Annotated in this window: 31 protein-coding genes and 2 pseudogenes; 3 read left to right on the plus strand and 30 right to left on the minus strand. The window is 51.0% G+C overall.

The features are described 5' to 3' along the window. Window positions 1-2 precede the first annotated feature (2 nt). The 11 genes and pseudogenes from N037_RS01660 to N037_RS01710 form a co-directional block, all read right to left on the minus strand. Window positions 3-740, minus strand: a complete 738-nt coding sequence (locus tag N037_RS01660) for a phage minor tail protein L (protein ID WP_032638501.1) — start codon at window positions 738-740, stop codon at window positions 3-5. A 55-nt stretch (window positions 741-795) separates the two neighbouring features. Further along, window positions 796-1,134 (minus strand): phage tail protein, encoded by a 339-nt coding sequence (locus N037_RS01665; RefSeq protein ID WP_001704112.1) that lies wholly within the window; start codon window positions 1,132-1,134, stop codon window positions 796-798. Further along, entirely contained in the window at window positions 1,131-4,268 is a 3,138-nt protein-coding gene (locus tag N037_RS01670; RefSeq protein ID WP_032638503.1) for a phage tail tape measure protein, read from the minus strand. The genes N037_RS01665 and N037_RS01670 overlap by 4 nt, the downstream gene beginning before the upstream one ends. After that, complete coding sequence (locus N037_RS01675) at window positions 4,252-4,524, minus strand: phage tail assembly protein T (RefSeq protein WP_010429901.1); 273 nt, start codon at window positions 4,522-4,524, stop codon at window positions 4,252-4,254. Before N037_RS01675 ends, N037_RS01670 begins: the two co-directional genes overlap by 17 nt. A gap of 50 nt (window positions 4,525-4,574) precedes the next feature. Next, entirely contained in the window at window positions 4,575-5,006 is a 432-nt protein-coding gene (gene gpG, locus N037_RS01680) for a phage tail assembly chaperone G (protein ID WP_032638505.1), read from the minus strand. Window positions 5,007-5,016: 10 nt separating this feature from the next. Further along, window positions 5,017-5,760, minus strand: a complete 744-nt coding sequence (locus N037_RS01685) for a phage tail protein (RefSeq protein ID WP_001704116.1) — start codon at window positions 5,758-5,760, stop codon at window positions 5,017-5,019. Between the two features lie 9 nt (window positions 5,761-5,769). Further along, entirely contained in the window at window positions 5,770-6,171 is a 402-nt protein-coding gene (locus tag N037_RS01690) for a phage minor tail U family protein (RefSeq protein WP_001704117.1), read from the minus strand. Further along, the gene (locus N037_RS01695) at window positions 6,168-6,746 is read right to left on the minus strand and encodes a phage tail protein (protein WP_032638507.1); all 579 of its coding nucleotides are present in this window, start codon (window positions 6,744-6,746) and stop codon (window positions 6,168-6,170) included. The genes N037_RS01690 and N037_RS01695 overlap by 4 nt, the downstream gene beginning before the upstream one ends. Before the next feature lie 9 nt (window positions 6,747-6,755). After that, window positions 6,756-6,998, minus strand: coding sequence for a DNA breaking-rejoining protein (locus N037_RS01700; protein ID WP_231686662.1), 243 nt, complete (start codon window positions 6,996-6,998; stop codon window positions 6,756-6,758). Window positions 6,999-7,023: 25 nt separating this feature from the next. Continuing rightward, entirely contained in the window at window positions 7,024-7,350 is a 327-nt protein-coding gene (locus N037_RS01705) for a DUF2190 family protein (protein WP_001704120.1), read from the minus strand. 82 nt (window positions 7,351-7,432) lie between these two features. After that, window positions 7,433-9,088, minus strand: a pseudogene (locus N037_RS01710) (ClpP-like prohead protease/major capsid protein fusion protein); the annotation flags it as partial. Between the two features lie 370 nt (window positions 9,089-9,458). Here N037_RS01710 and N037_RS01715 point away from each other — a divergent pair. Next, the gene (locus tag N037_RS01715) at window positions 9,459-10,610 is read left to right on the plus strand and encodes a hypothetical protein (protein ID WP_032638512.1); all 1,152 of its coding nucleotides are present in this window, start codon (window positions 9,459-9,461) and stop codon (window positions 10,608-10,610) included. A 186-nt stretch (window positions 10,611-10,796) separates the two neighbouring features. On the opposite strand, the pseudogene N037_RS25350 reads toward N037_RS01715, so the two are convergent. The 8 genes and pseudogenes from N037_RS25350 to N037_RS23355 all read right to left on the minus strand — a co-directional run. After that, window positions 10,797-10,922, minus strand: a pseudogene (locus N037_RS25350) (DUF1441 family protein); the annotation flags it as partial. A gap of 212 nt (window positions 10,923-11,134) precedes the next feature. Beyond that, window positions 11,135-13,051 carry a ClpP-like prohead protease/major capsid protein fusion protein gene (locus N037_RS01720; protein ID WP_032638514.1) on the minus strand — a complete coding sequence of 639 codons (1,917 nt, stop codon included), beginning with the start codon at window positions 13,049-13,051 and terminating at the stop codon, window positions 11,135-11,137. Further along, the gene (locus N037_RS01725) at window positions 13,048-13,260 is read right to left on the minus strand and encodes a hypothetical protein (protein ID WP_032638516.1); all 213 of its coding nucleotides are present in this window, start codon (window positions 13,258-13,260) and stop codon (window positions 13,048-13,050) included. The genes N037_RS01720 and N037_RS01725 overlap by 4 nt, the downstream gene beginning before the upstream one ends. A 150-nt stretch (window positions 13,261-13,410) precedes the next feature. Next, window positions 13,411-13,776 (minus strand): 4-fold beta flower protein, encoded by a 366-nt coding sequence (locus N037_RS24760; RefSeq protein ID WP_156369698.1) that lies wholly within the window; start codon window positions 13,774-13,776, stop codon window positions 13,411-13,413. Window positions 13,777-14,142: 366 nt separating this feature from the next. Next, window positions 14,143-15,942 carry a DNA primase family protein gene (locus tag N037_RS01730; protein WP_032638519.1) on the minus strand — a complete coding sequence of 600 codons (1,800 nt, stop codon included), beginning with the start codon at window positions 15,940-15,942 and terminating at the stop codon, window positions 14,143-14,145. After that, window positions 15,939-16,262 carry a DUF4222 domain-containing protein gene (locus N037_RS01735; protein WP_032638521.1) on the minus strand — a complete coding sequence of 108 codons (324 nt, stop codon included), beginning with the start codon at window positions 16,260-16,262 and terminating at the stop codon, window positions 15,939-15,941. Before N037_RS01735 ends, N037_RS01730 begins: the two co-directional genes overlap by 4 nt. A 4-nt stretch (window positions 16,263-16,266) precedes the next feature. Then, complete coding sequence (locus N037_RS01740; protein ID WP_032638524.1) at window positions 16,267-16,446, minus strand: hypothetical protein; 180 nt, start codon at window positions 16,444-16,446, stop codon at window positions 16,267-16,269. Beyond that, a complete protein-coding gene (locus tag N037_RS23355; RefSeq protein WP_072163842.1) occupies window positions 16,439-16,726 on the minus strand; it encodes a host cell division inhibitor Icd-like protein in 288 nt (95 codons plus the stop codon). The genes N037_RS01740 and N037_RS23355 overlap by 8 nt, the downstream gene beginning before the upstream one ends. Before the next feature lie 188 nt (window positions 16,727-16,914). Here N037_RS23355 and N037_RS25015 point away from each other — a divergent pair, with 188 nt between their 5' ends. Continuing rightward, on the plus strand, window positions 16,915-17,097 hold the full coding sequence (locus N037_RS25015) for a YlcI/YnfO family protein (protein ID WP_032638526.1): 183 nt from the start codon (window positions 16,915-16,917) through the stop codon (window positions 17,095-17,097). 154 nt (window positions 17,098-17,251) lie between these two features. Here the strand turns inward: N037_RS25015 and N037_RS01750 are convergent, their stop codons facing one another. The 8 genes from N037_RS01750 to N037_RS01785 are packed head-to-tail and all read right to left on the minus strand — an operon-like array spanning window position 17,252 to window position 24,392. Then, the gene (locus N037_RS01750; RefSeq protein WP_032638528.1) at window positions 17,252-18,088 is read right to left on the minus strand and encodes a DUF2971 domain-containing protein; all 837 of its coding nucleotides are present in this window, start codon (window positions 18,086-18,088) and stop codon (window positions 17,252-17,254) included. A 58-nt stretch (window positions 18,089-18,146) separates the two neighbouring features. Continuing rightward, complete coding sequence (locus N037_RS01755) at window positions 18,147-18,377, minus strand: helix-turn-helix transcriptional regulator (RefSeq protein WP_032638530.1); 231 nt, start codon at window positions 18,375-18,377, stop codon at window positions 18,147-18,149. 1 nt (window position 18,378) lies between these two features. After that, a complete protein-coding gene (locus N037_RS01760; RefSeq protein ID WP_032638531.1) occupies window positions 18,379-19,614 on the minus strand; it encodes a tyrosine-type recombinase/integrase in 1,236 nt (411 codons plus the stop codon). Beyond that, window positions 19,562-20,149 (minus strand): head maturation protease, ClpP-related, encoded by a 588-nt coding sequence (locus N037_RS25140; protein ID WP_231686663.1) that lies wholly within the window; start codon window positions 20,147-20,149, stop codon window positions 19,562-19,564. The genes N037_RS01760 and N037_RS25140 overlap by 53 nt, the downstream gene beginning before the upstream one ends. Further along, a complete protein-coding gene (locus N037_RS01770) occupies window positions 20,094-21,593 on the minus strand; it encodes a phage portal protein (RefSeq protein ID WP_032638537.1) in 1,500 nt (499 codons plus the stop codon). The genes N037_RS25140 and N037_RS01770 overlap by 56 nt, the downstream gene beginning before the upstream one ends. Then, the gene (locus N037_RS01775) at window positions 21,590-21,805 is read right to left on the minus strand and encodes a hypothetical protein (protein ID WP_001704123.1); all 216 of its coding nucleotides are present in this window, start codon (window positions 21,803-21,805) and stop codon (window positions 21,590-21,592) included. The genes N037_RS01770 and N037_RS01775 overlap by 4 nt, the downstream gene beginning before the upstream one ends. After that, window positions 21,802-23,904 carry a phage terminase large subunit family protein gene (locus tag N037_RS01780; RefSeq protein ID WP_032638539.1) on the minus strand — a complete coding sequence of 701 codons (2,103 nt, stop codon included), beginning with the start codon at window positions 23,902-23,904 and terminating at the stop codon, window positions 21,802-21,804. The genes N037_RS01775 and N037_RS01780 overlap by 4 nt, the downstream gene beginning before the upstream one ends. Next, window positions 23,904-24,392, minus strand: a complete 489-nt coding sequence (locus N037_RS01785; protein WP_032638541.1) for a DUF1441 family protein — start codon at window positions 24,390-24,392, stop codon at window positions 23,904-23,906. The genes N037_RS01780 and N037_RS01785 overlap by 1 nt, the downstream gene beginning before the upstream one ends. A 433-nt stretch (window positions 24,393-24,825) precedes the next feature. On the opposite strand from N037_RS01785, the gene N037_RS01790 reads away from it, so the two are divergent. Then, window positions 24,826-25,068: a hypothetical protein gene (locus N037_RS01790; RefSeq protein WP_032638543.1), complete on the plus strand. Its 243-nt coding sequence runs from the start codon at window positions 24,826-24,828 to the stop codon at window positions 25,066-25,068. 19 nt (window positions 25,069-25,087) lie between these two features. Here the strand turns inward: N037_RS01790 and N037_RS01795 are convergent, their stop codons facing one another. The 3 genes from N037_RS01795 to N037_RS01805 are packed head-to-tail and all read right to left on the minus strand — an operon-like array spanning window position 25,088 to window position 26,459. Continuing rightward, window positions 25,088-25,624, minus strand: coding sequence for a hypothetical protein (locus tag N037_RS01795; protein ID WP_231686664.1), 537 nt, complete (start codon window positions 25,622-25,624; stop codon window positions 25,088-25,090). Further along, window positions 25,621-26,157, minus strand: a complete 537-nt coding sequence (locus N037_RS01800) for a lysozyme (protein ID WP_032638546.1) — start codon at window positions 26,155-26,157, stop codon at window positions 25,621-25,623. Before N037_RS01800 ends, N037_RS01795 begins: the two co-directional genes overlap by 4 nt. After that, window positions 26,157-26,459: a hypothetical protein gene (locus N037_RS01805; RefSeq protein ID WP_048338962.1), complete on the minus strand. Its 303-nt coding sequence runs from the start codon at window positions 26,457-26,459 to the stop codon at window positions 26,157-26,159. Before N037_RS01805 ends, N037_RS01800 begins: the two co-directional genes overlap by 1 nt. Window positions 26,460-26,629 lie beyond the last annotated feature (170 nt).

Consider the following 26,629-nt stretch of genomic DNA (forward strand, 5'->3'; position numbering starts at 1 on the left):
TTTTATTTCCCCTGCAGGTTTGCAGCCGGAAAACCGCCGAACGGCAGCGGCGCGTCCGGGCCGTGACGATCCTGACAATCCTGCCGGCGGCCGCCACAAACATCTTTCGACGGGTCATCGGTCGGCGTACCGTCTTTGGTAAAGTATTTCGTGCCGTTGTAATCGCATCCGGTCCCGCTTCGGTACCAGCCCCGCATACACCAGGTGCAGACAGGAGTAATCTGCCGTGTCGGCAGCTGCAGGCTCTGAATATCGAAAGGAGAACACAGCTCGAAATCAACCTGTACCCGCGTCTCTGCGGTTTTAGCATTGACGTAAAAGAGCTGTACGCGCTCATCGGCCGGGCTGGCACCCGGATTACCGTTTTTCCAGTTGGCAGCATCGAGATACTTCGAAAGCGTGGTATGGATTTTGACCTTAGCCCTGACCATATCGTCATATTCAAGACACAGCGCGGTGACATAGTTTCCGACGTTCCCGATGGACAGCGTGGGCGTTGGCTGGGAACCTGTACTCGATAACTCCATCCCCTTCAGTTCGTAGGGATGGGGATCGTACTGGTTTCCCTGCCAGATAATGGCGGGCAGATTTGCTGCGGCGAAGGCTGCCCACCCCTCTTCCTGAATATTGTGCGCATGAAAACGCAGCACCTGATCCATACCGAATTCAGTGCCGTCGATCTCAATCAGCTGAATAACGCTGCCGGGCTCAAGCTGTTGGATGTCTGCCGTAAAACTCATACTCCCCCCATAAAAAAAGCCGCCCGGAGGCAGCTTTCAGTGTTTGTCGAGAAAATCAGGGCGCGAACGCCTGTTCAAAAGTGAAGGCCACAGTGGCTTTTTTCCCGGTAGGGAAAGAAACGCTGAACGAATCGGCCTTCATTCTGAACAGCTTTTTTTCCCCCCATGGAGTGGTCCACCAGAACGATTTAGTAACGTGAGACATCAGGAAAGCGCGCAGCGCAGCCGCCTCCTGTCTGGTGCCCGTCCAGTCCAGGTTCCACGTTTCCTGTTTGTCGTTGATCCCCATCCCCGCTATCTGTTTGTAGCCATCCCCGAACTGGGCCTGCAGCGTTCGGGCTGTTTCAGTACCCTGCGCTGTTTTTCGCGTGCGCCAGGTAAACGTGTCCGTCACTGTGTCCTCCTCGAATAAAGCACGCCGCCTGCGGACATTTCTTTTTTCAGTCGCTCGGTGATTGTCTGCTGAACAATCGCCTGCAGCTGTTTCGCCGTCCCCGTGGCGTTCGCCTGATTTATGCTCCCGTCACTCCCCTGCTGGCTGATGCTGACTGGGGCATAAACACTGATCCCGCCCATGCCAGCACCGGCTGCGCTACCGCCGCCGACCAGACCACCCGAGGCATACCCGCGCATCAGGCGATAGAGATTAGCCACGCCGATGCGGCTGGTTGATTCTTTGGTGAAGACGAATTCCCCGCGGTGAACGATACCGGCTGGCTCGTACTTGCCGCCGTGCCCGGTAAAACCGCCCACGTCAAAACCCTGTGGCCGGTATGACGGGACCGCGAATGACTGACCTGCAGAGGAGGTTTTCGCCCCGCCGCTAACCCAGCCCATTGCGCTCTGGATGGTGTAAGCCACCAGCAGCTGGTTGATAACGGACACTATCATTTTAAGGATCGAGCTGGTGAAGTCCCTGAAGCTCGCCTTCCCGGTTGTCGTCAGGCTGGTAAGCTGGCCCGCCAGCCCGCTGAACGTAGCCTGCGAAATCTGCTGAACAGAGCTGAAAACGTTTGTCGCTGAATCCTGATATTCGGCCCAGCCCTGTTTCGCACCGGCCAGCCAGTTCGCGCGCAGGGCATCTTCAGCCTCGAACGTCGCCCTTTGCTCTTCGAGAACCTTTTGCTGCGCCTGAGGGTTGTACGAATAGCTTTCGCTGAGACGCTGCAGCGTAGTTTGTCGCCCGGCTTCCCGGGTGGATACCCCCTCAGACTGAGCCTGCAGGCCCGCCCTGGCGGCTTTTTGCTGCTGCTCAAACTTCACGGCCTGATCGGCCAGCTGGTTGAGCTTTTGCTGGCTGGCAACCTTATCGCCCAGATCGGCCAGCTGCCGCTTGTACTCGAGCGTTTCTTCCTTGTGCGCCAGCAGGGATTTTTCCTGCGCCGTAAGCTGACGACGCCCCGCGGCCTCTTGCAGAACGGTGAACTGATTTTCAGTCTGCCAGAGATCCTGACGCTGTTTGCTTATGACGTCGTTCACGCTGGTATGCTGCTCAAGCGTTTTAAGCTGGGCCTGAAGGGTGAGAAGTTCGGCCTGCGCCTTTTCCTCGGCTTTATCCCCGGCGGGCGTTGAGTAGCTTTTGCCTTTCGGCGTTTTTGGATCCTTCCACTGCTTTTCAATCCCGGCGCGGGCAGCGGCAATGTCCTTTTCAGTCCACAGCGTGGCGACACCGTCTTTCGCATCCTGGCGGTTTTTCTCAATAAGCTGACTGAGCTTTTTCTCTGCTGAAGCCCGCTTTTCTGCCGCCGTCGCGCCGGACTCCACCAGCTGGTTAAACTGCTGCTGGCTGCGGATTGCCTGAGCCTGCTGGTCCGTTCGCATTTTTTCCCGCGCGGCTGCCAGCCCTTCCTGGGCGTATTGCTGATCGGCAAGATCGTAAGCCTGCTTTTTCAGCTCCACCTGCTGGCGCGCGTTTCTTAGCCTTTCCGCATCAGCTTTCTGCAGAACGTTGTTACCGGCATAATCCGGGTCGACCTTAAGATTTTTGGACAGCGCGCGGTACTCTTTCTCTGCTGCCTGCCATTCAGCAAAAGAGTCCTGGCGCTTCATAGCGGTGTCAGGATTACGCCCGACGCCCAGCATCGCATCCCATGCCCCGGAGGCTGCATTCTTCAGCCAGTTCCAGGCTTTTTCGAGGGTTCCGAGATTATCCTCGACCGCACCGGCACGCTGAATGACCGCGTCGGAATATGCCCGCATTGCCAGCTCGGCGGCCTTCTGAGAATCCCCCAGCGCCTGAGCAGAAGCTATCTGTTCATACTGGGTGGCCGTCAGAAAATGAAGGGAATCGTTGAGCGTCGCGACCGCGTTAACCGGATCATCCTTCAGGCGCTTAAACTGATTAATGGTTTCGTCAACGGCCTGCCCGGTAGCCTGCTGCAGCCTGGCGGCAACATTGCTGACCATGCTGACGTCATTACCGCTGAATGCGCCGCTGCCAACGACCTGCGCCAGCACACCAGCAGCGGCATGCTGTGTAATGCCATTACCGGCCAGCGAGCGCGCCAGCGCCTGAAGCTGCCCTGACGTTTTCCCCGCGTAGTTCCCGGTCAGGATCAGCTGCCTGTTAAATTCCTCAGACTCTTTGCTGCCGTCATACCAGGCCTTACCCAGCCCGAATACCGCCGCGGCAATCCCTCCGACCATGCCGGCGATCCCCAGGCCGCGCAACGACAGCAACTGGTCTATCCACCCTGCCCGGTTCGCCAGCGTGATCCCGGAGCCGCGCAGCGCGCCGAAGTTACCGCGCATGACCTCGCCGATCAGTATCCCCAGTTCCTGCCGTGCGGCAGCACTTTGCAGCCCCAGACCGTGCGTGGCCACTCTCGCAGCTTCAAGCTTGCGGATATAGACCTCAGCCGCATCGCTGGCACCGACCTGCGCCGCCTTCATGCGCAGTAGCTCGGTACCGGAGAGCTTTTGCTCTGCAACCTGTTGCTTCAGCTGGCTGAGGAATCGCGTGCGCGCTGCGGCCGATTTTTCCTCCACGATCTGCAGTTCTTTTTGCCGGGCCGTGGTGCGGGAAATAAGGGCGAGATAATCCTGCTGGGTTATGTTGCCCTGTGCCCTCGCTGCGCGAAAGCGCGCCTGCACGTTCGCAAGCGACTGTGTCTCACCATTGAGCTGGCGAACGCCGTCAATCTGGCGGAAAAATGATGCCGCCAGTTCATCCTGTCGACGAGCAAGCGCTGCGGCCTGCCCGTCATTCTCACGCATGCGCTGATTAAGCTCGGTCACGCGGCGGTGAGTTTCATCAACGGACTTTGAAACGTTCTGCCAGTCTTTGGTCAGCCCTTCCGTTGCGGCCGACTGGCGGGATTTCATATCTGCGGCAGCCGCCGCGCCAGCGTCGCCCACGGTTTTAAACGCAGCCGCCTGCCGCTCGGAAGCGCGCTGCATTCGCGTCTGGACTTTTTCAGAGTCCTCAGCCATCCCGGTTAGCTGGCCCTTTATGCGGGCAACCTGCTCACTAAACGTGGCGCTGTCGACGTCAAGGTTGATGACCAGATCGCTAATCTGCTGGGCCATATCGGATACCTCCTGTTATTCCCTCAGCTGCGGCCATCAGCGCATCATCATCCGGCTCGTCATCGCTGATGACGATACCGGAAGGAGAAAGCAGGCTGAAATGTGCGGGGGTAAGTTCCGGGTCGCGGAAGAAAAGAGTGGAGATGGAATAAAGCAGCTCTGAGAAATGCGCATCGAGCTGCGCGTCCTGAAAATAATGCTCCCGGTAGAACTGGTGCCAGTCGCCCAGCTCACTGGAAGTCATTCCAGCCAGCATGGCGCGCCAGTCGGGTCGCCCGAACTCGCGCGCCAGATTCAGGACAAACTTTAGCTCGCTGGCAAGGGCTTTTCCGCCGTAACGGGTTCAGCGCTTTCGGCCTCCGCTGAGGCATCCGGATCGGCAACGTTGTCATCCTCAACCGGAACGAGCATGCCGGAGAGCAGCTTTATTTCCATTTCTGCTTTACCGATCGCCTCTGGCGGCCAGCCGCTAAGCACCTGCTGATAAAGCGTTTCCACATCCGTGCCAGCCGGATCGTTATGCCACAAAGACATCGCGATCAAACGCGCACCGCAGCGAATATTTGAGCCTATCAGCCTGGCCGTCATTTCCTGATCGCTGATGCCGTCGCTGTCAGCGCTGACGGCCTTTTCCTCTGCGGCCATAAACGTGATGTACTCAATACGCTGCAGCGCCGACAGCTCGAAGATGGTCAGGGATTCTGTTTGCCAGGTGAACTTCTCTTTTTTCAGAAACATGCGTCCTTCCTTACGCTGCAGTTACGGTGACTTTGCAGACCGCAACGAAATTACCGTCGCTGGTCATAACAATAACGTCAGCGGTGCCTGCCGCCACGCCGGTGACGGTGATCGCGTTGCCGCTAACGGTGACCGTTGCTTTTGCCCCGTCGGAGGTTGCCACGCGGAACGAAGTATCTGAGGCACTGGCAGGGTTAACCGTCACATTGAGCGTTGTGGTTGCGCCGACGGCCACGCTTGCCGTGGCTTTATCGAGCGTAACGCCGGTCACGGGGATATTCGGGGTCCCGCTTTCTTCTGCCAGTTCCGGCTTACCGGTATTGGTGATTTTCGCTGTACGGGTAATGACCTCTTTTGCCGGAATGGCTTTACCCAGGCTGCTGCACCAGCCGCGGAAAACGTCGACGGTACCGTTCGGGTATTTGATTTTGTAATAGCGTACTGAGCCATCAATAAACCATGCGACAAGGTCTTTTTGCCCTTCTTCGCCCGGCTTCCAGGCGAGGGTGAACGAGGTATCGCCAGCAGATTTTGCCCCCTGGGCCGTCGCGTTCCAGTCGGCATCTTCGTCGTCGAGGTAAGTGTCGTCATACGATTCGGCGGTCATTTCGCCCGGCGTCAGCTCTTTAATTTTCGCCAGGCGGTTCCAGTCGATATCCGAGAGTGGGTTAGCGAAAGCGTTGCCCGTTCCGGTGTAAAGCCAAAGGGTGGTACCGGCACCTTTCACGGGGGCCAGCGGGTTTGGAGTAGGCATAAGTACCTCTTAAATTGAATAGGTGATTAAGTACGTGAAATCGACTGAACCCCAGGTGGCCATTTCATCATCCCGCTGATAGTCATAACCCTGCGGGGTGAACGTCTCGACCAGTTCGGTCAGGCCCGGGATGAAGGCCATTGCCGGATACACTTTCTCTTCCATCCAGGAATCAAGCGCGCTGTCGGGGCTGGAGGCTTTAAGAAATACCTCGATGTGAACAACTGCCTGCCACGAATCTTCGTCAAGCGAATCGCCGGTGTACTCCGCGTCAGAAAGGTATACAGCCACGGCAGGGAGATCCTGCTCTTCAAGAAAAACAGGGCGCCCGTCAAACCAGGTGACCGTGTCGGTGATCTCGGCTTTCAGTTTTGCCAGAATGGCTGCACGAATTGCGCTGTGTCTGTTCATCGCTTCAGGTGGATCCTCAGTTGGTTTTTCAGGGCTGCGGAAAGTTCTTTAGGCATATCGCTTTCAATAAGGCGCTTTGAAATAGCGATGAATGCCAGGGTGAGCGGTGTCTCAAGAGGAACTTTGACCACATCAATCGGATAACGGGCCTGACCTACGCGCCGCATGACCTGCCAGCGCCCGTTCGCAAGCTGTTGAATAAAAGCGTTACGAAAGGTATAGGGTCCGATTTTGAGGACGCTACCCGCTCCGTTTCTGGCCCCTTTTTTACGCGAGAGCCGGACGCGCGCCGTGCCGAGCTTTATCGCAGGAAGATTACCGCGGTTGATTTTTATCGACGCGACCGGGCGATCGTGACGGGCCTTGCGCAGACGGGAACGCTGGCGGACCAGACGAACCGGAAGCCCCTTTTTCCGGTTATCATCCACCTTTGCCTCTTTCGCTACAGCTTTGCTCCCCTGGCTTATCGTTCTGCTGGCCACCCGGTTAAGTGCTTTTGCGGTTGCCTCAGGAACGATTAACCGGCTGAGGCTGTTCAGGTTCTGAATAGCCCTTTCCAGTCCTTTCACAGACATAGCGCCTCCTCATTCGAGATGGATGCGGGGTTTTCCGTTGAACATGTCATAGCGGGTAACGGTCAAGTTCTTACCGTCGTAGTCGACACTGTCGTTTCGGCGTGGCTGGTAAAGCTCAGAGAAAACTACCAGCGAAGTACCCATTCCCGACAATGGTCCCATTTCCTCGAGCTGCTCGGCGGGAACAACGTCATAGCTGCTGCCATTTATGATCGCTGTCTTTCCCATCTTTTTTATGGTGGCCGCGTCCATGCGTGCCGCCATCCGGTCAAAGGGGTTAGGCATTGATCTTAACTTCAACAACGGTGGTGTTTGCCCCTGCATCTTCCCAGGCGATGCCGGCGGCAACAGCGTCCGTTTCTTCGATCGTGATTTTGCCGTCCTTCAGATACACCTGCGCCCCGGCAGTAACCGCATCTGCGGAAACTTTTGGCAGGAGGAAAACGCCCTCAGTAAAACCGTCCCCGGTATCGCCAGCCGGGATATCGGTAATTGCAACCGCGATAAGTTTTCCAACAACAACCGGGTCGCCGCTGTGAACATCGGTTGCACCACTGTTTACCAGAGGGATCGTTTTCCCGTCCTGCGCATAGTTCTTAGCCATAACTTCTCCATTCAGCCCCTTACGGGGCTGGTTTCAGGTATAAAAAAAGCCCTTACGGGCGTCTGTTTGTCAGGACTGTTTTTTACTGACCAGAGGATTTGGTCATGCCGCGATAGTCCAGCGGCGCCACACCTGCATCAATACGCACTTTCGTGGCGATACCATCAGTGGTGAAGCCTTCCTGCTGATCGATGTATGGCGTGTCGACGCCGTTGAGATAAGCGACCTCGATGGTGTCGGTGCCCTTCGCGGCAGCCAGATACCAGGCTTTCGCATCAGCTTCATCCAGGCGTGGTTCGGCAATGACTTCTGCAAAGTTCTGGATAGGGTTAACGATCCCGGCATTGATGTCTGCACCTTTAACACTGGCCGACTTGATGGTCTGATTTGCCAGAGTTTCCAGGGCGACGGGGACCAGCATGTAGGCCGGACGGATATTCAGGGTTCGCTCCCCCTCCTTCTGCAGACGCATCAGCTTGCGCGATTCGTCCAGGCTGGCCACAGAAATTGCGCCTGAGCTCAGGTTCTTGTGATCGGCATGGAACAGCGCCTTTCCGTCTGAGAGTTTCGGGTTTTTGGTCAGAATGGCGTAAACCAGATCGCCAATCGTTGCTTTCGCCGCGCGCCCCATCTTCATCGGTACGTCGGTAAGCTGGTTCAGATCGTCGTTGATGATCGCCTGGCGGGTTACTGAGAAGATTTCACCATACGTGGCAAGCGCGATGGTTTCGCCTTTGTCACTGGTAGTGATGTACTTGTACTCAGCCCCTTCGCGAACCTGTCGCAGAGAAGGGAAACCACCCATTCCGACACGATGCGCCGTTTTGAAGTCCGACAGCTGGCCTTTTTTGGTCCACTGCTCGAAGGTTTCCTGTGCCTCGTCCCAGCCCTGAATCAGCGCTTTGTTCGCAACATCAAGCAGAATGTTGCCAAAATCAGAGGTGCTGTGCGTCAGCGCCAGGCCAACCATCTGCATCGGGTTGTAGCTGGCCACGCCGATACCTTTTTCTGTCAGGGCCATACGCGCATACTCGCGCAGCGTCATACCGTTATAAACGTTATCCCGCTCCTGACCTTCGAACCCGGCACGCGCCATCAGTGCCTGGCGAATACCATCCGCGACGAAGTTACCGTTGCCCGCATGAATATGCGGCTGGGTGGTTTTATTGGAAGGCGTGGCCGTTTTACCGAGTTCTGCCAGCAGCAAATCTTTCGCCTTATCGACGGAACAATCAGGGTCGGCCACACACTGATTTTGCAGATCCATGTGCTTATTGCCGAACATGGCAAAGAGATCGCCGATAGCGTTAACACGGGCTTTCTGCTCAGCCAACACCTGCGCGCGGATCGCATTTTCATCCGGTGCCGGGTCTGTTTTTGCCTGCGGTGCCTGAGGCTGGGTAATAACCGGGTCACGCTGGGTAGTGTTGCGCGGCGGGGTGATCATGTTGCGAATGCTTTTTGGCATTTTTTCAAATTCCTCAATACGTTTTGAATGAATACAGGCCATAGCCTGAAGGGATGGTGTCACCTGGTCGGCAAAACCCAGTTCAAGGCACTCGCTGCCGTTCATCCAGGTTTCGTCCTCCAGCATTGCCGCAATTTCTTCGGTGGATTTTCCGGTTTTCTGCGCATAAGCCGGGATAAGAACGGATTCAACCTTGTCGAGAAGATCCGCATAGTCGCGCATATCGCTCGCGTCACCACCAGCAAACCCCCAGGGCTTATGGATCATCATGCAATGTGTTGATAAAAAACTGTTGATTTTTAAACACTTTATTACCAAGATATTACTTCATTCCTTTTGACTGCAATACACACTGCAATACACTTCACTTCGGTAGATGACTATGAGACGCGACGAATTTATAGCTAAGATAACTGACATATTTTCCTCTATAGAAAAAGTACGCAATAAACTAAATAACGGTTCCGATAACTCTTTTACCATTTCAAAAACAAAAAGTTATTTGCACACACTTAATAAAATATATGACAACATATCAGTGATAAATAAATACAGCTTCCACTCGAACCCTCAATATTATTCAAGGAACGAAAGAGAGGCTATCGAGGAGACAATTCTAACTTTAGACAGGCATCTATCAATGGCTGCTGAAGCTTTAATAACTGAAGAGAATTTCGAAATAGTAAGCAATATTTCTGATGCACTTGTTGGATATTCAAGAATTGCAAGATTAATTAGTCACACAGTAAACAGCAACAATATCAATGCCACCATTGATAATAAAATCGCTGGGGAAATTTTAAAAATATCAGAGTTAAAAAATGAAATAGACATTAGTTTAACTAGCACCAGAACAATGCTCAAGTCAAGCGCTGCAGCAAATGAAAAGATAGCAGAAATAACTAAAAGCCTTAATGAAGAAAAAGATAAGTCAATAAATGATAACAATGAGATATCAAATATACTATCTAGAAGTAGAACTATTTTAGGCAATATTGAAAGCATTAATGAAACACTGAAGAATGCTGATATTACTTTTGCAGAAATCTCTTCTCGATATAATAAATCCTATGATCACCTTTCAAATTTGGTGAATGATACCAAGCAAGAAATTGAAGATTTATTGGGTAAAACAGAAGCTATTAACAAGATAAACGGAGTAATTTCATCTGAGATATCTCAATCACAAGAATTACTGAGCAAAGCGAAATCGGCTTTAAATCTTTCCGGAACGTATAGGCTATCAAGACATTTCAAAAATGCATATGAACTTGCCAATAAAAACAAATGGTTATGGGGAGTAATATCAGTTATTTCAGCAATAGTGTGTATGGTGTTTATTGGCTACATGCTCTATGAAATGCATTACATAGATAAATCTCAAAGTGATTCTCAGGGCAGTCATTTATTCCTTCTTTTCCTAGCAAGATTTTCCATGATACCTATCCTAATAGGTTTTTTTGCATTTAGCGCTATGCAATACGTTAAACAAAATCAAATTACTGAAGATTATGCACATAAAAAGCTTTTATCAGAAACGCTAATATCTTTTAGGCAAGAGATCGAGCGAAACGGCTCTGACAAAGCATCTGTATTTATGGACAGTATTCTCAAAGCAGTATTGAATTCCCCGTTGAATTCCATTGATAAAAAAGCTCATGCAAATGAAGTCACCAAAATCAATGAATTAATTAACACATCCACACAGATTAATCGAGAAATATTGAATAGATTCACCTCTAGCTCAGAAAAAGACAAAAACGAAGAAGAAGAAAAATCCGTCAAGAAATGATTCACCTTTAAGATGGGGGGCATCCCCCATCTCTTAATCAAAAAAAGAAGATTCCTCTCCTACTCAAAAAAAATTTAATATCAAATAATGAACCAGCTATCTTCTTTGCATATCATCAACCTAAAAAACTTAAAAAGTTTTTCAAGTGTCTTTGATAAATATCAAAGGCAATGCGCATCGGAGATCATATATCTTTCTTTTTGAATTACTCCCCGGCAGTGGCTTAAGATTTTTCAAACGTTTCGAAACTGTTTGACGATGAACTCCCGTAACCCATGCAAGCTCGCTGATTGTTAGTTTTACTTGTAGCAAAGCACCTCCTGATGGTGAACAAAAAACATACAAATCATCATCTTTATAACTGTTGCGTTTTTTTATATATTCAATATCAGACAGTTAGCGCATGATGATGATGTCATTGAAATCAAAAAACTAGCCGTTTCCCGCGATGCCGCCGCCCCGTGGCAGGCATCCCCGCCGGGAGTACCTTTTAAAAAAGGGCAGCATCTGCCGCCCTCCTGTCGTCATGCCGCCCCGCTCGACTTCACCATGCCCCGATAATCCAGCGCCGCCACGCCAGCATCGATACGCACCTTCCATGCAATACCGTCCACGGTGAAGCCCTCTTGCTGCTCCAGATACGGCACGTCCATTCCATCCAGATATGCCACCTCGATAGTGTCGGTGCCTTGCGCTGCAGTGACGTACCACTCCTTGTTGTTGGCCTTGTCCAGTCGCGGCTCAACCACTACCTGCGCCATATCCTTCACGACGTTAATAATGCCGGGGTTTTGATTCAGCGTGCCACTCTGGTCTACCGGGAACAGTGAAGAGGAGGAGAGCACGGCTCGATTTGCCTGCCCTTCCAGCGCCGCCGGTACGAGAATATAGGCAGGAATGACGTTGATAGGGTCGCCGTTCGCATCCTCCTGTAGGCGCATGGCCTTACGGGCCTCATTGAGTCCGTCTGTATCCATCCCTTTAGCGATGAGGTTTTTATGGTCGGCGTGGAACAACGCTTTACCATCTGTGAATTTGCTGTTGGCGGTCAGTTGCAGGTAGACCAGATTGCCAACCGTTCGTGCGGCGGCACGCCCCATTGCCTGTGGGATGGTCGTGAGCTGGCTCAGGTCATCGTTGATAATCGCCTGACGGGTAACAGAGAAGATGTTTCCGTAGGTGGCCAGCGCGATCGGCACACCGCTGTCGCTGGTGGTGACATATTTATATTCAGCACCTTCCGGGACTTTATCCAGTTCTGAAAAACCATTCAGACCGACACGTTTAGCCTCATGGAAATTCGACAGAGAACCGGTCTTTGTCCACTGCTGGAAAGTTTCCCCGCTGTTCTGCCAGCCAGTCAGCACCGACTTTTCAGCACCACCAGCCAGGATATGAGAGAAATCACTGGTGCTGTGTGTAAATGCCAGGTTCACAATCTGCGAGCGATTCCCGAAACCACTGACGCTGATACCACGATCCACCAGCGAAGCCTGCGCCATTTCAAACAGACTCATCATGGCGTAAGGGTTTCCCCTTTCGGCGCGTTCGTGACCCAGACGGGCAAAAAGCCCCTGGCGGATAGCATCGCCGGTAATGTTGCCGTTACCTGCGTAAATGTGCGCGTTACTGGTTTTATCCGATGGGGTCGAAGTCTTACCCAGTGCCGTCAGCAGCATGTCTTTTGCTTTTTCAGGCGTGCAATCCACATCCTCCAGACACTGCATCTTGAGAGAATCATGCTTGCCGCCGAACATGGCAAACAGATCCTTAATCCCGTTGATGCGGTTCTGTTCCGGTACAGCGCTACTGGTGGAACCTTTCGGGCTGGTGATCATCCCTTTAATTTCTTTTGGCATATGCTCAAAATCCTCAATTCGTTTCGATTCAATACAGGCCATTGCGCTGACAGCCGGTAATAGCTCATCGGCGAAGCCCTGGGCCACACATTCACGGCCATCCATCCAGGTTTCATCCTCCAGCATCACCGCCAGCGATTCGGCTGATTTACCCGTTTTGCGGGCATACGCAGGGATAAGAACGCTCTCAACCTTATCCAGCAGTTCCGCATAGTCGCGCATATCGTTAGCGTTACCGCCAGAGATTCCCCACGGCTTGTGGATCATCATGAGGGCGTTTTCCGGCATAACGATTCGGTCGCCGGCCATCGCAATAACTGACGCCATTGAGGCGGCCAGACCGTCGATCTGCACCGTAACTTTTGCCGGGTGTTTGTTCAGAAGGTTGTAGATAGCGATGCCGTCGAAAACATCGCCACCGGGTGAATGAATATGCAGGCTGATATGGGAGATATCGCCTAGGGCTTTCAGGTCTTCGGAGAACTGCTGCGCCGTAATACCCCAGCCGCCGATCTCTTCGTAGATGCTGATATTGGCACTGGTGCCATCGCTGGCCGCTTTAATGGTGTACCAGCCTTTCATTTTTCACCTTCCGCTACAGCGAAGCCATTTTCATCAAGCCATGCATTGACGGCGTGCCGGACTATCTGTGCCACACCGGGCAATGGCTGGCCAGGAAGATTTTTCAGATGATCGTTACGGTATTGCTTAAGGCGTAAAACGGTCTGCGCGTCCAGATGTACAGAGCCGCCTTTGCTCTCGCCAGTGTTTAAATCGTTAATGTCACTCATGGTGTCCTCTACTGTATAAGTAAACAGGCCACAATGATTGATCACCAAAAGTGGTAAGTAAATCTATATTTATCTAAAAAACAGATTTACCATTTTATGTTACAAAAAAACCGGGATTAATCCCGGCTATTCTTTGTTCCAACTTAGCTTTTACTGATTTATCCATGTCCACCATTGCAAACTCGACCATCCACCAACAGGAGTAACCGGCTTAACAGGTCTTACAGGATTAACAGGACGAACTGGTGTCACAGGTGTCACAGGCATAACCGGCGATACAGGGGTGATTGGACGTGTAGAACCTTTAACCGGCATATTAGGTGAAAAGGCAACAACCTTTCCTTCTCTATCGAGAACACATCCGCCATTGAACGGACCAAGCCATTTTCTGTTTTTAACTGACCATACTTGCCCATTTTTTATGAATGCTAACCACTCCATGGATGTGCCAAATATATGCGAATTATCTTTTATCCATCCAACCAAGACGCAGTCAGGTGTAAACAGTGGCGTCATATCTTCCTCCAAGTGAACTACGATGACCATGTTTAGCGCTATTTAAAGCATCTTATCGTGTATGACTCATTTTAAATCAAGAACTAGATCAATTTGTAAGAGGTAAAATTATAAAAAATGCTTTTAAGTGTTCACCTGTTCACATTTTCATTTTTCACTAATAAATACATATAGTTAAGTGGTGATGAGTTTCATTTTAAGTATTCACAACTGTTCACCCTAACCGTTCACCATGTGACTAAAAAATAATCAAAAAGGTGAACAGATGAATAGTTGGTGAATAGTTTATAAATAAGTGCTCACCCCTTAATTCATTGTTATTCAATAGATTTTTGGATGGGTGAATAGTGGTGAACACTTTATCTATTACTTTTGATTTTCCCCGTTTGTACCGAGTGATTCATTGCATCTTGGTAACCACTCTTCTGAATCGTTATGAAGATTCACGTTTGAACGTAAACCCTGCTTGGTCTTCCTCTTCAGATACTCCTTGCCGTACTCAGCCATAGCACCTGGCATGTCGGTACCGAACCGGGTGAGCGAAACGGGTTTAGTCAGTCCGTTGGAGCGCATGTATTCCAGATAGGCGTGGTAGAGATAACGCCTCGGGCTGAACGGCATAATCCCCGCGTTACCAATCAACATGCCATCGCACACGCTGGAGGCCATAAGATAGCCGCAGAAATCCACCAGCGAATCACCTTCGCGCTTTATGGCCAGCGCCTCTTCTGATTTCTGCTGTTCATGCAAAAGCCGTTTGGCCTCGTTCTGGTCAGCAAAGCGCTTAATCAGGTGCCGGATAATAACCGCCAGCTCCCCCTCTATCTTTTCGGCCAGCATCGGATCACGTTCGTTTTCCGGCACCACCTCCGTGAAGTTGAATATCACCCGGCGACGGGAGATCCCCCCGCTCCGGTCGCTGAACGACATAGCGTTGTTGTTGACGGCCAGCACCACGGCAGGAATACGCGTTGAATATGGCGGTTTGTGTTTCGGGTCGATGGAAACCTTATCGCCGCCCGTTATGGCTTTAATCCCGGCCCCGTCTCCTGCATAACGGGTCATGTCCGGCAGAATAATCAGCGAATAACCCACTACCAGCGCCCTTTCACGCGGATTCTCCAGCGCGGCCATACTGGCCGATACTGTATTGGCTTTTCCCGCAAGCATGGTGCAGATCTCCGCCATGACGCTTTTACCGCTACCACCTGGCCCGGTGACCTCCAGAAACAGCTGCCAGTCATAGCGGTTGGCCAGCACCATAAACAGCGCCGCCAGCACCCGATCCGTTTTGTGGTCGCTGTTGGCCACTGAACGGCGTAACCACTTCCAGAAGTTAGGTGCATGGTTCGCCAGCGTCTCACCAGCAGCGGGTTCGCTGAACGGTAGATCACTTGCCACTATCAGCCAGTCCTCCGGGTCATTCGCGCGAAATTCGCCTTTCCGGGTATCAAAAACACCATTGCTGAAGCCGATAAGATTACGCGCCGTAACGCCCATAACCGGGAGGCCTAACTTCATCGTATCGACTGCAGATTTGATCGCGTTCTGCGAGTAGGCCACCTCCGCATCAATAAAAATCTGAGCCATTTGTCGCTGCAGCTCTTTATCCGTCAGCGGGAGCCATACCACGCCGTTGTAGTGGTGCACGGTGTCAGAATCTGAATGTACCGCCAGGTTGTCGTCGTAGTACGCCAGCAATATTTCACCGCGCTGGCTGGCGCCCATCTGGTTAAGGGCCGGTGCCACCTTCTCTTTGTGCGCGCTGACAGGTAATTTCACCACCACGCTTTCCCCGCGTTCGGCTTCCGCTTTCAACCCTTCCAGGCGAGGCGTCCAGTTCTCCAGAAGCTCTTTCGACTCGGAATAAAAACGCGCCTCCTTTACCCCGGCAAGCGCAAGGCAGGTAGCGATTCTGGTAATTTGCGCTTCGCTCAGCTCCCCGGCGCGGTAAATGCGTACAAATCTCCGGTCGTCGTCGATAATCGTGACGTTCTCCAGCTCGGCAAGCTGTTTTGGCCCGATTGTGATCGGCGGGATATCGTCGCCGGCAGTGTTATTTTCCTGCCAGTCTTTCGCATGTGTCCAGGCGTCAGCCCCCGCAAAAATAATCGCCTCAGTAAATTTGTCCTTTGGCAGTTTTTTCAGATTCGGTGCGTTTTTCATTTCAGCCCCTTATCCCATCCGTCAGATCCAACACTCAGCGGCAGAGAAGAGCGCAGAGCAGCGATTTTTTTACGCACGTTTTCTTTTACGGTCTCCTGCCACTCCCGGCTTTCCTCAGGGAGATAAATAAATTCTTTTCGGAACCGGTACTCAGAAAAAATACACTCATGTGAATACCCATCCCGGACATACGTAATACGGCTATCCGTTACGCATGTGACTGTAATTTTTTCTCCGCGAGAATCTTTCCAGCGACTGTTAAGCTCGATTTTTGGTTGAGCGATGCCCTCAGGCTGAACCTGATTGAATTTTTTAATCATGAATTTATTCCTTGTCGGTAGCCGTTAAACCGTATGCATCAGCAGCCTGACGAACTGCCTGGATAAAACCTTCCGGTGTGGCCACGATTTCATTCGAACGAAGGCGGCGCTCTGTAACCTGACCGTTTTTAACCGTCACCAGTACGCGGATCTCGTAATCTGCGGGTAAGTCGGACTTATGCATGGCCCACCTCCGTTGATACAGTTTCTGCACCGTAAGAATCGCTACCCAGAATGCTCCATAGGGTACGATTCTCAGGATCCATAAACGACACTGAGAGCGGGCTTTCGGTCCGGATTTTGGCGGCAAAGGTTAAGTCCCAGCCGCAGAACTTTGCACGAGCAGTGTCTTCAGTGTCTGCAACGGTGCGAAGAACTACCGGGAGACAGGAGTGACCTCTCGGCGTGCCAAGGAATAGCCATGTAAATTTGGGGTGAGTTTGGGTATGCTGTGTTCCAGCCATAGACGTTACTCCAGTTAACGGTTTGTGGTTAGAAGCCCGGTTAGTGTTGGCGCACTTCCGGGCTTCGCACTTCTAGGTGTATTTCACCTTTCCTTTCAAACTAGCCCAAAGTGAAATACACCTCAAGCCTTTTTTTCTCACTTTTTTTTGCATATACTGAAATACACCCAACACAAGGAGTTTCAGTAATGGCAACTGGTGCAAAGAACGGAAAGTCGCAAATGACTACGGTAAGGATCCCCCATGAAGTAATGGAAGATATAGAGCGACTAAGAGAAGATGGTGAAAGCACCGCTGGGTTTCTGGTTACAGCTGCCAAAAGTGAAATCAAGCGACGACAGCGCAAAATGGATAAGGAAATTGCTAAATAATGATCCACCACCACCGTTAAACGAAATATATTTTTTACGTCTCTAAAACAAGAAGTTCTTGTTTGGAGTTGAATTAAGCAGGCTGAAATTATTTGGAACCTCCACTTTCAGCCTATGAATTAATACCATATAAAAATAGACACAAAAATTCAAATCATATTTTATACGGTATTCCTGTAAAATCAATATCACAGCTCACATCATATTTTTTGAGAAACATTTTAACTGATCTATATAATAAATCAGGATCTCTACTAGGACCCAAAACTATTTTCTTAATAGGCAATTTTTTTTCACTATCACCGACCTCGACATATGGGATTAATGAATTATTACCAACTCTAAACTTTAGCGATTCATCACCATAAAATTTATGAACTATGATCCTAAACTCATTTTCCTCTTTAAAACCAGGGTGTTTAAAATAAGAAACAAGTAGATCTAAAATGAATGGAACTACAGTTATTTCAATCCCAATGTTAGGCACAAGAGACTTTGTATTTGTCCACACTTCTTCCATTGCCTTTATGAATAGGTGTGGTTCTTCAGGATTTACATATTCGACATCGTCAAAAGAAAAACTGTATTTACCTCCCTTAAAAACCTCGCCTTCGGCACTAAAAGAAACTTCATTTGTTTTATTTAAATGATTAATCAATTCGTCTTTATCGAAGACTATACATACACCTTGTTGTCCTCCACCATACCCCCTCCACTGACTTAGCTTATCGCTATCTTCCTTACAAAAACTTAATGAAAAAGCATTCGAAGCACTATATTTATCTTTATATTTTATATAATGCTTAACATACTCCTGCCACCCAGGATCCATAATATCACTTTCGAGAATAGATGCTGCTTTAGAAGCACACTCGATACCATGAAGAAACTCTGACTTATCATTGAGAAACATGTTGTGTGTTGCCCAGAGGACGTTACTTTGAATAATACCTTGAAAGCCGAATAAACTCGTATAGTGGCAAAGATCCATTCTATTCCCTTTATAATTGAAAAAATGCTGATATTAAACTTTAATTATCATCTTGTGGTTAGTCAATCTGCCACTTCCCTTTAATCCAAGCTTGCACCTCAGAGAGTCGGTAAGCAACTGCTGACGGCCCAATTTTGATTCGCTTAGGAAATTTTCCTTCCTGTTCCATGCGCCAGCGCGTTGAGTTAGACAACGTAGTCATAGCCCGGCATTCAGGTTCGCGAATCATTCTGTCAAGGTCAGGCATGTACTGGAGATCTTCTTTTTTCACAACGGATAACATAGCCATATCAGGCACTCCTTTTCTTAATTACTTTTACTGTATTTTCTTCACCCACCAGCCCATCAAGGTAGTCAACCCATCGGTCCAGTGCTTCTTGCTTTTGAGGGATATACTTGCTGCGGTTATAGATTCCGGCCACGCCCTTTATGGTATGCCCCAGCAGCTGCTCTACGACCATAAAATCAACGCCCATATCGTTAAGGCTTGTCGAGAACGTTCGTCTCAAATCATGTAATGACCAGCGTTTTTCATGTTTCAGAGAGATAAAGTTTGTGCATCCCATCGTACTGACGGTTGAATCAGATTTCAGTTCGCCAAGTATGTAGCCTCTCCTTTTAGTCTCTTCGTGCAGGTTTACGATCCACTGGCGCATTTTTTGAGGAACGGGGCGAATAATTTCTTCGCCGTTTTTACTGTGCTCTTTAGGTACTGTCCAAATCCACTTTTCGAAATCCCACTCATCCCATGTAGATAAACGCGCCTCACTCAGCCTGCAACCAAACACGAGACACAAAATCGCCATCCTTTTTTTGTAATTCATTACACGGGTTTTGCCTTTACCATGAAAGTACACTCCCCACAGATCGGCGACGTAGCTTTCCTCAAGTAGCCGCTCTCTCTTGTTCTGATACTTACCGATATAACTAGGGCTCAAATCATCCAGCACATTGCACCGCACATACTGGCGCACCCGGCAGTATTTGAAGATCTGCTTTAACTCAATCAGCATTGCAGCAGACTGAACCGGCGCGATTTTCTTTATGCGGTCGAAGCACTTGATCCAGTCTGACAGACCGCATTTTTCGACAGGAAACCCGCCGATGTAGGGAAAGATGTATCTCTCATAACGACGATAGAGCCGCACAGTCTCTTTGCGCTTTTCCCTGGCATAGTTATCAAACCAGTAATCGATAGCGTTCTTCACAGTTACTGGAGTGAACAGGTTCTCTTTGGTGAGTTTGTTCTCTATCCGTGGATCTAGCCCCTGTGATAACCAAGCCCGGCACTCATCCCTTTTCTCTCTGGCTTGTTTAAGCGTCATATCTGGATACTTGCCTAACGTCATCCAGACGGGGGCGCTTTGTCGGCCTGAATGTCTGAAGAAATAAACAAAGCTCACTGTGCCACTCATGCTCACTCTGACAGACAGTCCACGGCCATCTGCCACCATCTTTTGACGTGGCTGCGGTTTACCATGTAAGGCTTTTAACGCCTTGTCGCTTAACTTGTTCTCGCCCGCCATAAAACCTCATTCTGCAATACACATTGCAATACACACTCAACTGCAACGCCGAAAAACAGTAGAAAAGCAATGCAAACAACATTCTTTTCTTCTTCATAATTAACAATGAGTTAATGAATGAATCCGGTTCTTCATGCGTCCCCATGAGGTAGTGTGAAGGATAATGGATCATCATCATCGTGTTTTCAGGCATGATGACCGGATTGCCTACCATCGCAATCACCGAGGCCATGGAGGCCGCCAGACCGTCGATATGCACGGTAATCGCCGCGCCGTGATGCTTCAGCGCGTTATAAATAGCAATACCGTCGAAGACATCACCACCGGGGGAGTTGATATAAAGGTTGATGTGGGTGACGTCCCCAAGTGCCCGGAGATCATTAACGAACTGTTTCGCCGTTACACCCCAGTACCCGATTTCGTCATAAATAAAAATGTCGGCTTCGCTGTTATTGCTGGCCTGCATGCGGAACCACGAATTACTTTTTGCGCTGGCTTTCGGACGGTGGCGCGCCCGGTTCTTTGGCTTCGGCACTGGTGCCTCCTTTATCATTGGCGGGGTCGGTGTCAAACACCAGGCCCTGTTCACGGTTCTCGTCAACCTCCGCTTTACGGCGTGACTTAACATCATCCGGGTTGCGACCGCTGGCACGTATCCAGTCGGATTCAGTAGCAGCTCCGCCGCGGATCTGCGTTTTCCAAGCATTCGCTTCTTTAACGGGATCAATCCACGGCATAACGGGCCCCGAATAAACCGCGTTATAAAGCGAGTCCATATCGATGCCTCTCGGCAGCTTGATTTCTCCGGCAGCAATAGCCATCTTCAGCCAGGCCCGGTACATGGGCCGGGTCACTGAACCGATGAACCAGTCCTGAAGAATCAGATATCCGTCGGTTGACTCGACAAGCTCCTGCCGCTGGGCACTGTACGTTCCGTTGTAGTTTCTGGATGTGCTGGAAAAGCTGAGGCGACTGCCGGCGGACACGGCACGCAGCTGTCCGTTACGAAACGACTCGAGGTTAGGGTTCGGGCGATCCGATTTAATCATCCCGATCTCTTCCCCGGCCTGCAGCTCGTCATAGAGCATACCGGGCTGAATCATCAGCTCGCGGTCATCGCTGCCGGAATCAGACTCGAAGCTCTGTCCGTCGCCTTTTTTGATATACATGCCGAGTGCGGCAGCAATTCTGGCAGCGGTAAGCTCCGAGTCCTCGTACTCTTTCAGCGCGCTCAGACGCATCAGAACACCTGACAATAGAGACGTTCCGCGGGTCTGGTGCAAGCGTCGTGTGAATTTGAGATGAAGCATGTTTTCTGCATCTATCTCTTTGGTATCGAACTGACGCCCGGATACTGGCAGGCTTTTATAGACCTGATATTTTTTCGGGCGCCCCCAGTTATCGACAAAAACGCCCTGATTGAGCTGGGTGGCGGCATCGCTGTTCATCGGCACGAAGTCCGGCTCCAGCGCTTCCAGCCAGAACGGCACGCCAGCAACCGGCTGAAGACCATTTCCGGTACCGCGAACCAGCTGAGCAAATACCTCACCGTCCCGGAGCCACGTTCGCAGCATTAGCCGCTCCAGCATGGGGCGGGTAAACTGGGTTGTAACATCGGGTCTTACGGACCATTCGCCCCACTTTCTGCGGATATCAGTGGCCAGCTTTTTAGCTATGTTCCCGTTAGTCAGCATCGGATGCGGTTCAACTATGATGCCCTTCGCACCCACCACCCTTTCTTCCAGCTTGTCGAAAACGCCAATCACCAGATCGTGGTTGTTGTCCAGCCAGCGCGCCTGCTGCCTCAGTGAAACCGCCCCCATCTGGCTGAGCTGATCGGCTGAACGATTTTCCTTCTGGGCTTTGTGGGTACGCGTTTGCTTTACCGCCTCATACGCCTTAATAACTGCGCGGGCACGCAGGCGTGAGGCTTTCCAGCCTGGTGAAAACAGGCCTATCGCATCATCTAAAAAACTCATCCAAACCTCGCCAGCCTGTAGCCGGGTCGCCCGCGGCGTTTGTTATTGAGCGTAGCCAGTCGTCGCTCCCATTCCTGACGGCCTTTTCTGATTTCCGACAGGTTTTCGAGCGTCATCTGCTGCCCGTTGAAAGTGATTGATTTCCCCTCCAGAACAGACAGCTCGGCTGCAGCGTAGCGGTCGATCATGTTTTGAATATCTGCTGGATTCACACCCAACCTCCTGACGAAGACCACGGATTAGCCTGCTCGGTTACGGGCTTCTCACGTTTTGGTTTTGATTTAGATTTCGGCGCAGGCGGCGGGGATGGCATTTCGCCAGTTTCCGTCTGCGTGTCCTCGATCCACGTTTCCCGCCGTGCCCACTCAGGAGCTGACGGCCATTTGATTTTTTCGTAACCACTAAGGATGGCGAGCGCGTCGGCATAAACGAGCAGGTCAAATGCTTCGTTTGCGCCCCGGCCGGGCTTACTCCATTTCCCTTCATTCGAGCGTTCCTCATACGTCAGTTCGTCATAGAACCAGCTGCCCAGCCAGGCGGGGAAATGCACATAGCCAGGGCCGGGTGAATCACGCCACAGCGCATTATTCACCCGGTCTTTAAGGGCATCGGTCTGGAGAAGATAAAGAGGCACATCACCCGTCGCCTGTGCGCGGCGCGTTGATCTGCCCGTGTTGTCGGGAAACGTTCGCTGGATAAGTTTGCTGCGCCTGACGCTGTCCCCTTTGAAGAGATAGATACGCTTACCCAGCCCCTCACGGCGACATCTGCGCCAGAATTTGTAGGCATTATCCGTCACGCCATCTTCACCCCCTGAGTCCACGGCCATCGACATCAGCCGCATGCCCTTTGACGGGTCAGCTGCGAGTGGCCACGTTTTATCAAAGACGTCGGTGAGTAAAAGATCCCAGTCCTCCGGATAGCTCGCCGGATCCACCTGAATGCTTTCCCCGTTGCCGTCGCAGCGCAGCGAATGCCGGATGTTGTAACGGTCAACTATCCAGCGCTCACCCATACTTCCATAACCCGTAATCTGCACAACAAAGCGCCGGTTGCGCCCGGCCTGCACGTCCACGGTCGCAGTGAGAAACTGCACGCCATCGGGTACCGAACGTTTTGGGACTTCTTCGGCACGCTGCTCGAGCAATTCACTTTTACGCTGCTCCATGCTGGCCCGCGGCAAATAGGGCCTGCCGAAATCGGTGTTGATCACCGTCTTCAGGGTTTCTTCGCTGCGCGTGGATTCATATTCCTGCTCGGCGGTCAGGAACTTATAAATAAGCTGCGCCCAGGTCTGGTAAGCAGCTGCCGGACCTTCCATCCAGAAGGAGGCAATACGGGAACGACGGCCATCACCGCTAACCTGGCCTTTCCTGTCGATGGTTTGCCCGTCCCGGAGCCAGACACATTTCATGTTAAGCGCACGCTTCATGTCCGGTGTGATCCTGCCTTTACAGGCCGGGCACTGTAGAAAAGCCGCTTCGCTGGCAAGCACAGGATCGCTGCTGTCGCGGTACCCGGTCATATTGTCCATTTCCGGCTGGAAATATTCGCCGCAATGCGGGCATGGCCAGTAAAGACGACGGCGGTCACCACGGTTATAGAGCGATAAAATTCCGGTGGTCGGAGGGGCTTCATGGGGCGTGGAACGCCGCCATTTTGTGTCTCTGATATCCCTCCCGGGCGAGCTTTCAACCAGCGTCATCCCGGAGGACATGAATGTCGTGGTACGCTTCGATGCCAGTGAAAAAGCATCCCCCTCCCCGTCGATATCTTCCGGAAAGCGGTCATAATCCGTCAGCGCCACACTCTTATAGTCCGAGGACGACATGATATTGACGGATGGCCAGCCAAGCTTCAGATAGTTACCGGCGCGGAATGTACGGTCGTAGACGTTGTTATCGTTACGTCTTGGGTTTAGCCGGGTTTTAACTTCAGGGCTACAGCGAAAAGTACGGTCCAGGCGTTTTTTGGAATGCTCGCGAGCTTTTTCCTCAGATACCTGAATCACAAGCATATCTGCCGGATCGCAGACAATGTTATAAACAATCCAGCCGTCAATCAGCCCGATGGTTTTACCCGTTCGCGCCGGGCCCACAAACACCACCGCATCGTATTCACGCGATGCCAGGCAGTTCATCGGCTCAATCACATAGGGTGCCAGATCCGGATCCCATGGAACTGAGTTTCCCGCCCCCATTGGCACGCGCATATAAGTACTGACCGCATCGGCCACCGGCATACGACGCGGGGCTCGTAAAATACCGGAGACATCGCGGCGGATGTCCCTGGCGGATGCCCGCTTTGCCATCAGTCCTCCTCAGGCTCTTCCTCCTCTTTTTCAGCGTCCTGCACCCTCTCCGCCATCTGGTCGCGCAGATCATCAATAACGCTTTGCACACGAACTACCGCAGCAGGCGTTAAAGCACAGTCGCGCTCGAGCACATCCGGGAGGGTTTCAAGTACCATGACGACGGCTTTCGCCATCAATGAGAATTCTCGCGCCACTTCATCTGCGGGTATTAACTGCCCCGTATCCTGTTCGAACTTCAGCCTCTCATTCTCTGCTTTCCAGTGGGACAGCCTGTCAGAGGGGGGCATATCATCGATGTTGGCCGAAACGGTAGGGATCATCAGTTCGGTCAGAATGTCGGTCACCAGATAGAGCTTTAACTTGCTGTTGCTGCCTGAAGCAGGTTCAACATTTTTCAGTCTCGCGGCAACCGTCTGACGGTGTACGCCGGTTATCCCTGCCAGCTGATTGATATTGAGTTTTAAAGTGGCAATTTCCTGGTCCATGATGGTGAACACTTTTTGAACGATTCGACATCTTGCGAAAATGGCCTCTAATTAAATCAAAGACCTGCGCACATGATGATGATGACCCTGATTCCGAAAAACTAGCCGTTTCCCGCGAGCGCGCCGCCCCGTGGTATGCAACCCTGACGGGAGGACCCATGGAAATGAAAATCATTCACATCTTTCTAATTAACATTTTTCATAACCAAAATCTGATATCTAACTACCGGAGATAACGTTGAGTACTAGTGCAGAGCGAACAGTCAAGGCTCACAGCAAACCGTCTGGGTTTTGTGATGGAGATCAAATTAATAGACTCACAGAACAGTTGAGGTTTTGGTTGTGTTTGGGTAGTCATCTACTCGATCACACATATAAAGTTTTTCGACATACAGCCGATAACTTAGATCCCCTTTTTTTAATAAGGATTGTTATGCCTAAGTTTCAATTTCCAGACCCAGATGACCGTTCCATCAACAACCCAAGCACCATTGTTGATAGCGAGCGAGTTCTTAACTTATACAACCAAGAAAATAATGACGATCGTGAGCGTGTGACCGATAACGTCAAAAATTGGTTTAAGGACGAAGCCAAAAAGATCGGTTGGAATGATGCTGATTTTCACGGCAATGGCTGTGTTCTCAGCGTGAATATTCAAAAAACTGACAATAAGTAATCCTTCCGAGGGGTACTATCTACCCCTCGTTTCGCCGCTCTCGTTCTATCTTTCTGATCCCATTCAACTGGTTATTTGCCTTATCGATGGCAGCCAGCAACGGATTGATCCACAAAACAGCCTGGCAATACGTCAGCTTTCCGGCGGCAGCGGTACCAGTATCGGATTCGTCAGGGCTGCCGGTATCGGCGTGCACTGCCCCGGCACGTAGACGGTTCGTGTATTCGAGCAGCCCGGCAGCGACAGAAGCAGGCACAGGCAAATCACATGTTTTTTCACGTCTGAGAATCTCGCGGTATTCGATAACGTTATCATCGGTGTGGTAGTCAATCAGGGAATTTAACCGCCCTGTTTCCTCTGCAACCTGATTAAAGCGAGAGAAGTTGAAAGCCTGAGTGGCGATTACCTTCCCCTGTAATGTGTTGTCACTGCGCAGCACCTTCGCGTCTCGCTCAGCTATCGCCAGGTCGGAACGGCTTAACAACAGCAGAATGGCTAAGGCAGCGATAACTACTAACAGGCCGCCAGTCAGTAGTATTTTTACGGCGCTATTCACTGGTCTATCCCCCAGCACGTCAGCGCGCTTTCCTGATCACGCCGTTCAACCTGACCATAGCAGCCATTTTTTTGGCCTTTGGTCAGGCTACAATCACGGCCACCGTCTTTAATCCACCAGAGGATAGCTTCACAAGCCCCTTTCCGGTCGCCAGCATTAATGCGCTTATAGAAAGTGGAAGGGAAACATTTCCCCGGTCCGATGTTATATGGGCAAAAGGAAGCAATCCCAGCCTTCTGTGGTGCGCTTAGTGGAATGTCAATATTGCGTTCAACCCACGCAAGCGCTTTATCCCGTTCGATGGCGTTTACCTGGTCGCATTTCGCCTGTGTCAGCTTCATGCCCTGCACTACAGCTTTACCATCAACCATCGTGGCGCCGCGGCAAATAGTCCAGATACCACTGCCATCTTTGTACGCCGTGAGGCTGTTACCCTCTTTCTCATTCAGAAACTGATCGAGAATGACGGATGCAGGCGCACCAGCGAGTACCAATCCCAGAACAGTAGCACTCAGTTTTGCTCTGGTTCCCATCACTCACCTTCCTTTTGTAATGCCTCGACAACCACGCTTGCCGCAGCCGGACGTTCGTGAAGAGGTTTATCACCGACCCCTTTCAGGTAGTCATTGACCATTTTTGTTCGCTTCTCGTCTTCTTTACGCCTGCGATGTGCATCCACCCTTCCGTTGATGTAGGAGGCAAGCGAGATAAGCAGACCAGCAGCGCCAAAGAACATGAACACCAGATCCTGAGTGGTAAATCCAATGGCAGACGCCAGAGCTGCTACCCACGCGAAGAACTGCGTGAAGATGTTCCCTGAATCATTCATTTTCATCGTCTCTCACCTCGCTCTATGCGGGTGCTGTTTTGGGAATAAAAAAAGCCCGCTTTTGAAGGCGGGCTAATGAGTTGACTATTTATAAGGTAGGTGTGAGTGAGACCTATGCTCAGGAGTGAAGCTGTATCGGCTTATTCACTATAGGCTCAGGAAAACCACCGGAGAGG

The sequence above is a fragment of the Enterobacter sp. EGD-HP1 genome (genome assembly GCF_000733275.2).
In the GTDB taxonomy this organism is placed as follows: domain Bacteria; phylum Pseudomonadota; class Gammaproteobacteria; order Enterobacterales; family Enterobacteriaceae; genus Enterobacter.

Excerpts from the sequence above, each read along its gene's own strand:
- N037_RS01660 (WP_032638501.1), bottom strand. The coding sequence starts at position 740 with ATGAGTTTTACGGCAGACATCCAACAGCTTGAGCCCGGCAGCGTTATT.
- N037_RS01670 (WP_032638503.1), bottom strand. The coding sequence starts at position 4,268 with ATGGCCCAGCAGATTAGCGATCTGGTCATCAACCTTGACGTCGACAGC.
- N037_RS01675 (WP_010429901.1), bottom strand. The coding sequence starts at position 4,524 with ATGCTGGCTGGAATGACTTCCAGTGAGCTGGGCGACTGGCACCAGTTC.
- gpG (WP_032638505.1), bottom strand. The coding sequence starts at position 5,006 with ATGTTTCTGAAAAAAGAGAAGTTCACCTGGCAAACAGAATCCCTGACC.
- N037_RS01685 (WP_001704116.1), bottom strand. The coding sequence starts at position 5,760 with ATGCCTACTCCAAACCCGCTGGCCCCCGTGAAAGGTGCCGGTACCACC.
- N037_RS01690 (WP_001704117.1), bottom strand. The coding sequence starts at position 6,171 with ATGAACAGACACAGCGCAATTCGTGCAGCCATTCTGGCAAAACTGAAA.
- N037_RS01695 (WP_032638507.1), bottom strand. The coding sequence starts at position 6,746 with ATGTCTGTGAAAGGACTGGAAAGGGCTATTCAGAACCTGAACAGCCTC.
- N037_RS01700 (WP_231686662.1), bottom strand. The coding sequence starts at position 6,998 with ATGGACGCGGCCACCATAAAAAAGATGGGAAAGACAGCGATCATAAAT.
- N037_RS01705 (WP_001704120.1), bottom strand. The coding sequence starts at position 7,350 with ATGGCTAAGAACTATGCGCAGGACGGGAAAACGATCCCTCTGGTAAAC.
- N037_RS01715 (WP_032638512.1), top strand. The coding sequence starts at position 9,459 with ATGGCTGCTGAAGCTTTAATAACTGAAGAGAATTTCGAAATAGTAAGC.
- N037_RS01720 (WP_032638514.1), bottom strand. The coding sequence starts at position 13,051 with ATGAAAGGCTGGTACACCATTAAAGCGGCCAGCGATGGCACCAGTGCC.
- N037_RS01725 (WP_032638516.1), bottom strand. The coding sequence starts at position 13,260 with ATGAGTGACATTAACGATTTAAACACTGGCGAGAGCAAAGGCGGCTCT.
- N037_RS24760 (WP_156369698.1), bottom strand. The coding sequence starts at position 13,776 with ATGACGCCACTGTTTACACCTGACTGCGTCTTGGTTGGATGGATAAAA.
- N037_RS01730 (WP_032638519.1), bottom strand. The coding sequence starts at position 15,942 with ATGAAAAACGCACCGAATCTGAAAAAACTGCCAAAGGACAAATTTACT.
- N037_RS01735 (WP_032638521.1), bottom strand. The coding sequence starts at position 16,262 with ATGATTAAAAAATTCAATCAGGTTCAGCCTGAGGGCATCGCTCAACCA.
- N037_RS01740 (WP_032638524.1), bottom strand. The coding sequence starts at position 16,446 with ATGCATAAGTCCGACTTACCCGCAGATTACGAGATCCGCGTACTGGTG.
- N037_RS23355 (WP_072163842.1), bottom strand. The coding sequence starts at position 16,726 with ATGGCTGGAACACAGCATACCCAAACTCACCCCAAATTTACATGGCTA.
- N037_RS25015 (WP_032638526.1), top strand. The coding sequence starts at position 16,915 with ATGGCAACTGGTGCAAAGAACGGAAAGTCGCAAATGACTACGGTAAGG.
- N037_RS01750 (WP_032638528.1), bottom strand. The coding sequence starts at position 18,088 with ATGGATCTTTGCCACTATACGAGTTTATTCGGCTTTCAAGGTATTATT.
- N037_RS01755 (WP_032638530.1), bottom strand. The coding sequence starts at position 18,377 with ATGGCTATGTTATCCGTTGTGAAAAAAGAAGATCTCCAGTACATGCCT.
- N037_RS01760 (WP_032638531.1), bottom strand. The coding sequence starts at position 19,614 with ATGGCGGGCGAGAACAAGTTAAGCGACAAGGCGTTAAAAGCCTTACAT.
- N037_RS01770 (WP_032638537.1), bottom strand. The coding sequence starts at position 21,593 with ATGAGTTTTTTAGATGATGCGATAGGCCTGTTTTCACCAGGCTGGAAA.
- N037_RS01780 (WP_032638539.1), bottom strand. The coding sequence starts at position 23,904 with ATGGCAAAGCGGGCATCCGCCAGGGACATCCGCCGCGATGTCTCCGGT.
- N037_RS01785 (WP_032638541.1), bottom strand. The coding sequence starts at position 24,392 with ATGGACCAGGAAATTGCCACTTTAAAACTCAATATCAATCAGCTGGCA.
- N037_RS01790 (WP_032638543.1), top strand. The coding sequence starts at position 24,826 with ATGCCTAAGTTTCAATTTCCAGACCCAGATGACCGTTCCATCAACAAC.
- N037_RS01800 (WP_032638546.1), bottom strand. The coding sequence starts at position 26,157 with ATGGGAACCAGAGCAAAACTGAGTGCTACTGTTCTGGGATTGGTACTC.
- N037_RS01805 (WP_048338962.1), bottom strand. The coding sequence starts at position 26,459 with ATGAAAATGAATGATTCAGGGAACATCTTCACGCAGTTCTTCGCGTGG.